The following is a 7,237-nucleotide window of genomic DNA, read 5'->3' as shown; positions in this document are numbered from 1 at the left end:
CTGACCCGCCGTATCCAGGAGGCCAGGGAAGACGTCGCCGACGCCAAGGACGACCAGACGCGCAGCAAGGCCGAGCAGTTTCTTAGCCAGCTCACCACACTGGAAGGCGCCATCCTGCCTGCTTGAAGCGAAGATCAGTCCGGCAATTGCAAAGCGAGGCTTGCCTCGCTTTTTTGTTTGAGGGACAGTCCGACTTTGCTTGCCTTGGGGGCGGTAGCCGGTGACTGAAGACACAAGGTCGAGATCCAGATGGTCGGCGGCCCTGGTGTCGGCCTTTGGCGGCCCGTTCGGCGGATTTCTTTGGATCGGAAGCGGCAAGCTGGCGGTCGTAAGTCTGGTCGCGATCAGTGCCGCAAGCATTGCCCTTTGCTACATCGGGTTCCCGGTTTTGCCGGGCATCGATGTTTCCGGATTGGCCAATCTTTCAAGTATCGGCATAGCGATATTTTCGGTGGTGCTCGTTGTTCCCTTTGCGCCTCGATTCAAGCCGGACAAGTGGTACGCGCATGGACTTTCGGTTCTGGTGCTGGCCTTTCTGGCGTCGTCTCTGGCTGCGTTTGCGATCCGGTCGTTCCTGTTTCAGCCATTCTCAATACCGGCCAGCAGCATGGTGCCAACTCTTGAGGTCGGCGATTATCTGTTCGCGTCCAAATTTGCTTACGGCTACAGCCGCTACAGCGTCCCCTTTGGCTTGCTGCCGATCGAAGGGCGGACGTTCGACACGGCGCCGGCGCTAGGCGATATCGCAGTCTTCAGGCGGCCGTCTGATCCCAGTACCGACTACATCAAGCGCATTGTCGGCCTTCCTGGCGACAAGATCCAGATGATCGACGGCGTCCTTCACATCAACGACCAGGCGGTGAAGCTTGAAGAGACCGGCTCTTACTCCTCCGATGAGATCCGGTCGGCCAAAGTGCAGCGTGAAACATTGCAGAACGGCGTCTCCTACTCGGTCCTCGACGTGATCGACGGATCGACAGGCGACAACACCCAGCCTGTTGTCGTTCCGGCCGGCCGCTACTTCATGCTTGGCGACAATCGCGACAGTTCCGCCGATAGCCGTTTTGATATGGGCACTATTCCGGATGAGAATCTGGTCGGCAGGGGCGTTCGCCTGTTTTGGAACTCCAGAGGTGTCGACTACTCGTCACGGCACACCTTGGACGGTCTGACAGGCAAATAGCTTCAAGTCGTCACCGCTTCCACCGCACGCACGACGGCGCGCGGTTCTGCGTCATGTTTTCGCACCCTGTATGCCCAGCGCCGTGAAAGCGGCAGCCACGCCGCCCTGGCGCAAGCGTTCGAGATGGGCGGCCGCGAGGTCGATCAGCGTCAGGCGCTCAGCACCGTCCTTGGCGAAGCCGGCCAGGTCGAACACCGCCGCCACCGTTTTGCCAGCCGACAGATGCCGAGTGTCGAGCGCAGCCAGGGCCAAGTCGAGCGGGTCGGTGAAATGGCTTTCCGGCAAGGCTTCGCCGCGCGCCTCGCAAGCGGCGATCCAGGCTGCTACCACCAGCATCAGATGCGCGGGCGGCGCACCGGCACTCATCCGCTCCATGGCCGCGGCAACGATGCGCTGCGGCAATTTCTGGCTGCCATCATTGGCGATCTGCGCCGTCCGATGGGCGAGCGCGGTGTTCGAATAGCGCCTGGCAAGCTGTGCCGTGTAGTCGGCCGTGTCGAGCCCGGCGTCTTTCGGCAGCGTTGTGATGGCTTCGGCCCACAATCCGTCGACGAATTGCCGGATCGCCGGATCGGCAAAGGCGCGGTCGACCGTCTCATAGCCGCTGAGCAGGCCGAGATAGGCGATGGCCGAATGCGAGCCGTTGAGCAGGCGCAGCTTCATGTCCTCGAACGGCCCGACATCACCGACCATGGTGACGCCGATCTTTTCCCAGGCCGGCCTGCCCGCCGGGAAATCGTCTTCGACCACCCATTGGCAGAACGGCTCGGTCATCACAGGCCAAGCGTCCTCGACGCCGAGCTGGCCTGATATCCGTGCCCGGTCGGCATCGGTGGTCGCCGGCACGATGCGATCCACCATGCTCGACGGAAACGCCACCTCGTCGGCGATATGACGGGCGAGATCGGTACCGCGCAACGCGGCGAATTCGACCAGCAGCCGGTGCAGCGTGGCGCCATTGGCCGGGAGATTGTCGCAGCACAGCACGGTGAATGGCTGGATACCGGCGGTGCGGCGGCGCGCAAGCGATTCGACGAGAAAACCATGCGCCGTTCGCGGCGTGCGCGGGTTGGCCAGATCGTGGACAATGTCGGGATGGGCTGTGTCCAGTCCGCCACCCGCCGCCCTGAGATAGGCCTTTTCGGTGATCGTCAGCGTGACGATGGAGGTGAGCGGGTCAGTCAGCGCGGCCAGCACCGCACCCGGATCTTCCGGGGCCACCAGCATCGACACGATCGAGCCTACGACGCGCAGGCTTTCGCTGTCGCTGCTCCTGAGCGCCAACGTGTAGAGCCCGTCCTGCGGCGCCAGCGCGTCGCGTGTGCCGGTGCTGCGCAGCGAGACGCCGACAATGCCCCAATCCATCTCTCCAGCCGCCAGGCAATCGTCGACATAGGCTGCCTGATGGGCGCGGTGGAATGCGCCGACGCCGAAATGGACGATGCCGGGTAGGACACGGTTGCGGTCGTATCCGGGGACCGCGACCGAGGCCGGCAATGCCTGCCGCGTAGTGTTGGAAAGGCGTCTGTCTGTCATCGGGCGATGGGTCTGATCGAGCTGGTGCCGGGCGTGGCCGGCATGCGGCGTAACATCCGTTTCTTTCCCGCACAATGGGCTGACGTTGCGTAAAAGTCATCATACAACAATCTATTTTTTGTATGTTGACATTATTTCTTTCCGATCCTACCGATGGCCGGGTTGGGAGGAACGACGTGGCCGCATTGACCGATCCGGATTTGCTGTTTCCCTCGGAGGCGCGTCCGCGTTCGGTTGCCCGCGAGCTTTATGCCGGGGTGAAGGACCTGCCGATCGTCAGCCCGCATGGTCACACCGATCCGCGCTGGTATGCGCTCAATGCAGCGTTTCCCGATCCGGCGCAATTGTTGATCGTGCCGGACCATTATATCTTCCGCATGCTGTTCAGCCAGGGCGTCCGGCTCGAGGAGCTTGGTGTGCCGACGCTCGACGGCTCACCGGTGGAGACCGACGGCAGGACGATCTGGCGGCGCTTCGCCGAGCACTATTATCTGTTCCGCGGCACGCCGACGCGCCTGTGGTTCGACCATGTGCTTGCCCATCTGTTCGGCATCGAAGAGCCGCTGACGGCCGCAACCGCCGACCGCCATTACGACACGATCTCGACCTTGCTGCAGTGGGAGAATTTTCGCCCGCGAGCGCTGTTCGAGCGCTTCAACATCGAGGTCATCGCGACGACCGAAGGCGCGCTCGACGATCTCAGATGGCACCAGAAGATCCGCGACAGCGGCTGGGAGGGCCGCGTCGTCACCGCCTACCGGCCGGATGCAGTCGTCGATCCCGACTTCGAAGGCTTTTCGGCCAATCTCGATCGGCTCGGCGACATCACCGGCTGCGACACCGGCACCTGGGCCGGCTATCTCGATGCGCATCGCCAGAGAAGGGCCTTCTTCAAAAGTTTTGGCGCGACCGCGTCGGATCACGGCCATCCGACAGCGGAGACCGCCAATCTGTCGGATGCCGCCGCGCAGGAGCTGTTCAACCGCATCCGCCGGGGCTCGGACGACGAGCGTGAGCGAAAACTGTTTCGCGCCCAGATGCTGACCGAAATGGCCAAGATGAGCCGCGACGATGGGCTCGTCCTGCAAATCCATCCCGGCTCCTGGCGCAATCATTCGCCTGCCGTCTTCCGGAGGTTCGGCAGGGACAAGGGTTTCGATATCCCGACCCGAACCGACTATGTAACGGCGCTGAAGCCGCTGCTCGACTGCGTCGGGCTGGAGCGCGACCTCACCATTATCCTCTTCACGCTCGACGAGACCAGCTATGCGCGCGAACTGGCGCCGCTCGCCGGCGTCTACCCGGCGCTGAAGCTCGGGCCGGCTTGGTGGTTCCACGACAGCCCGGAGGGCATGCGCCGGTTTCGCGAGATGACCACCGAGACGGCCGGCTTCTACAACACCGTCGGCTTCAACGACGACACCCGCGCCTTTCCATCCATCCCGGCTCGCCACGACGTGGCGCGTCGGGTCGATTGCGCCTTTCTTGCGCGTCTCGTCGCCGAGCACCGGCTCCGCGAAGACGAGGCGCACGAGCTGGCGCAGGAACTTGCCTATACGCTCGCAAAAAAGGCGTACCGGCTCTAACGGCGCTTGCCGCCATCGCTCAACGGGAGGAAACCAATGCTGCATTTTTCTAGACTGGCGGGAGCTACGCTACTGGCTGCCGCACTGACGGCCGGAACGGCAAGCGCCCAGACGGTTCTGCGCTCGTCCGACACGCACCCGGACGGCTATCCCACGGTCGAGGCGGTCAAATATTTCGGCGAGCTCATCAAAGAGCGCACGGCGGGCCGCTATTCGGTCGATGTCTATCATTCCGCGCAGCTCGGCGAGGAAAAGGACACGATCGAGCAGGTGCGCTCCGGCGTGATCGACCTCAACCGCGTCTCGATGGCGCCGTTCAACGGACTCATCCCGGAAACCACCGTGCCCTCGCTGCCCTACATCTTCCGCTCGGAAGACCATATGCACAAGGTCATGGACGGGCCGGTCGGCGACCAGATCGCGGCGGCGTTCGAACAGGTCGGGCTGGTGCTGCTCGCCTTTTATGACGGCGGCGCGCGCTCCTTCTACAATTCGAAGAAGCCGATCAACACTGTAGCCGATCTGGCCGGCATGAAGTTCCGCGTCATCCAGTCCGACATCTTCGTCGACATGGTGGCTGCACTCGGCGCCAACGCGACGCCGATGCCGTATGGCGAAGTGTATTCGGCGATCGAGACCGGGGTCATCGACGGCGCGGAGAACAATTTTCCGAGCTACGACACCGCCAAGCATGCGGAAGTCGCCAAGTTCTATTCGCTCGACGAGCACACGATGGTGCCGGAAGCCTTCGTCATGGCGAAGTCGAGCTGGGACAAGCTGACGCCGGAAAACCAGGCGATCTTCAAGGCGGCCGCCAAGGAAAGCGTCGCCAAGCAGCGTGAGCTGTGGGCCGCCAAGGTCAAGGAATCGCGCGCCAAGGTCGAGGCGGCCGGCTCGCAGATCACGACGCCGGACAAGCAGCCCTTCATCGACGCGATGGGCCCGGTCTACGAAAAGCACGTCAAGGACGACAAGCTGAAGGCGATGGTCGAGGCCATCAAGACCGTGCAGTGATCAAGCGGCGGCGCGGGGCATTCCGCGCCGCCATCCTCTTGCGGAGAGAACCGGTGACCTCCAGCTCAGAACAGAGACCGCCCCTGTCCGGCATCGCGCGCGTGATGTCGCACGTCAGCACCGCGGCGCTGTGGATCGCCGGCGCCGGGCTGGTGCTGATGACCGCCTTCGTCGCCTGGCAGGTATTCGGCCGCTATGTTCTGAACCGGTCGCCGAGCTGGACCGAGCAGGGCTCGGTGATGCTGATGAGCTGGTTTATTTTCCTCGGCGCCGCCGTCGGGGTGCGCGAGAACTATCACCTCGGCTTCGACGTCCTGCTCTACGTCCTGCCGAAAGGCGGCAAGCGTTGGCTGAGGATGATCTCGGACCTCGTCGCGCTCGCCTTCGGGATCGGCATGATCTGGTATGGCAGCCAGCTGGTCGCATTGACCTGGGGCGCCACCTTGCCGTCGCTCGGCATATCGGGGGGCTGGGACTACGTCCCGCTTGTCGCGGGAGGGGTGCTCATCGTGCTCTTCACGCTGGAGCGCATCGTGCTTCGCCTTTCCGGTGCGCCGATCGACGATGCGCTCGATGAACTGCCGCCTGCGGAAGTCGCAGCCGAACTCGACACAGCGAACGTGAAGGTCTGACGCCATGGAACTCTGGATACTCTTCGGCGTCTTCACCCTTCTGATGCTTATCGGCACGCCGATTGCTTTCTGCCTCGGCGTCGCAAGCTTCGCCACCGTCCTCTACATGGGCCTGCCGCCGCTCATCGTGTTTCAGCGCCTGAATTCCGGCATGAGCGTCTTTTCGCTGCTGGCCATTCCGTTTTTCATCTACGCCGGCGACTTGATGGTGCGCGGCGGCATCGCCAGCAAGATCGTTGCCTTCGCCGGCTCACTCGTCGGCCATCTGCGCGGTGGCCTCGGGCAGGTCAACATCGCGACCGCCACACTGTTCGGCGGCATTTCGGGCTCCGCGGTGGCGGAGGCAGCGGCTGTAGGCGGCTTGATGATCCCGCAGATGAAGGCGCGTGGATATGGCGCGGATTACGCGGTCAACATCACCTCGATGGCGGCGCTGATCGCGCTGCTCCTGCCGCCGTCGCACAACATGATCATCTACTCGATTTCGGCAGGCGGAAAGATCTCCATCGCCGACCTGTTCACGGCTGGCGTCGTTCCGGGCCTGCTGTTGGCCCTGGCACTGATGATCACCGCCTATTTCGTGGCGCGCTCCCGCGGCTATCCGACCGAGCCGTTCCCGGGCTTCACCGCCGTCGCGCATCTCTTGGCTGTCGCGGTACCCGGCCTGCTGCTGATCGCGATCATCTTCGGCGGCGTACGATCGGGCATCTTCACGGCCACCGAGAGTTCCTGCATCGCCGTCATCTATGCGTTGCTCGTTACTGTCTTCGTGTACCGGCAGATGACTTGGGAAGGGTTCGTTCATGCCACCCATGGTGCGGTGCGCACCACGGCCATGGTGCTGCTCATCATCGGCATGGCGGCGGCGTTCTCGTGGCTGATGGCTTTCCTGAAAGTGCCGGCAGCGCTCATAGCTTCCATGAACGCGATCTCGGAGGATCCGCTGGTCGTGCTTCTCATACTCAACCTCTTGATGCTGTTCCTCGGCACCTTCATGGACATGGGGCCGACGATCATCATCTGCACGCCGATCTTCCTGCCCGTGGCGCAGGCCTACGGCGTCGATCCGGTGCATTTCGGCGTCATCATGATCCTCAATTTCGGCATCGGGCTGAACACGCCGCCGGTGGGCGCGGTGCAGTTCGTGGCGTGCGCAGTGGGCAAGATATCCGTCTGGGAAGCGATGCGCTCGATCTGGCCGTTCTATGGGGCCGGCCTCGTGGTGCTGGGGCTCGTCACGTACATCCCGGCCATCTCGCTATGGTTGCCGAGCGTCTTCAAATAGG

At 63.1% G+C, this 7,237-nt stretch carries 6 protein-coding genes and 1 pseudogene; 6 read left to right on the top strand and 1 reads right to left on the bottom strand.

Annotated elements, in window-relative coordinates; all coding sequences use genetic code 11:
* A pseudogene (locus tag EOA78_RS37040) lies at nucleotides 1–126 on the top strand (F0F1 ATP synthase subunit epsilon); the annotation flags it as partial.
* 94 nt (nucleotides 127–220) lie between these two features.
* Nucleotides 221–1,183, top strand: a complete 963-nt coding sequence (gene lepB, locus EOA78_RS13660; protein ID WP_245477492.1) for a signal peptidase I — start codon at nucleotides 221–223, stop codon at nucleotides 1,181–1,183.
* Nucleotides 1,184–1,234: 51 nt separating this feature from the next.
* Here lepB and EOA78_RS13655 read toward each other — a convergent pair whose 3' ends face one another.
* Complete coding sequence (locus EOA78_RS13655; RefSeq protein ID WP_127315584.1) at nucleotides 1,235–2,719, bottom strand: mannitol dehydrogenase family protein; 1,485 nt, start codon at nucleotides 2,717–2,719, stop codon at nucleotides 1,235–1,237.
* 176 nt (nucleotides 2,720–2,895) lie between these two features.
* On the opposite strand from EOA78_RS13655, the gene uxaC reads away from it, so the two are divergent.
* The 4 genes from uxaC (at nucleotide 2,896) to EOA78_RS13635 (ending at nucleotide 7,236) form a co-directional block, all read left to right on the top strand.
* On the top strand, nucleotides 2,896–4,305 hold the full coding sequence (uxaC, locus tag EOA78_RS13650) for a glucuronate isomerase (protein WP_127315583.1): 1,410 nt from the start codon (nucleotides 2,896–2,898) through the stop codon (nucleotides 4,303–4,305).
* A gap of 36 nt (nucleotides 4,306–4,341) precedes the next feature.
* Complete coding sequence (locus tag EOA78_RS13645) at nucleotides 4,342–5,319, top strand: TRAP transporter substrate-binding protein (RefSeq protein WP_127315582.1); 978 nt, start codon at nucleotides 4,342–4,344, stop codon at nucleotides 5,317–5,319.
* A 104-nt stretch (nucleotides 5,320–5,423) separates the two neighbouring features.
* Nucleotides 5,424–5,951, top strand: a complete 528-nt coding sequence (locus EOA78_RS13640) for a TRAP transporter small permease (protein WP_127315611.1) — start codon at nucleotides 5,424–5,426, stop codon at nucleotides 5,949–5,951.
* Between the two features lie 4 nt (nucleotides 5,952–5,955).
* Nucleotides 5,956–7,236 (top strand): TRAP transporter large permease, encoded by a 1,281-nt coding sequence (locus tag EOA78_RS13635; protein ID WP_127315581.1) that lies wholly within the window; start codon nucleotides 5,956–5,958, stop codon nucleotides 7,234–7,236.
* The last annotated feature ends 1 nt before the right edge of the window (nucleotide 7,237 follow it).

The organism is Mesorhizobium sp. M5C.F.Cr.IN.023.01.1.1, assembly GCF_003997585.1.
In the GTDB taxonomy this organism is placed as follows: Bacteria; Pseudomonadota; Alphaproteobacteria; order Rhizobiales; family Rhizobiaceae; genus Mesorhizobium; species Mesorhizobium wenxiniae.
This window is presented reverse-complemented; position numbering and strand designations above follow the sequence as displayed.

Coding starts and splice junctions, on each gene's coding strand:
- EOA78_RS13635 (WP_127315581.1), top strand. CDS start 5,956: ATGGAACTCTGGATACTCTTCGGCGTCTTCACCCTTCTGATGCTTATC.
- EOA78_RS13645 (WP_127315582.1), top strand. CDS start 4,342: ATGCTGCATTTTTCTAGACTGGCGGGAGCTACGCTACTGGCTGCCGCA.
- EOA78_RS13640 (WP_127315611.1), top strand. CDS start 5,424: ATGTCGCACGTCAGCACCGCGGCGCTGTGGATCGCCGGCGCCGGGCTG.
- EOA78_RS13655 (WP_127315584.1), bottom strand. CDS start 2,719: ATGACAGACAGACGCCTTTCCAACACTACGCGGCAGGCATTGCCGGCC.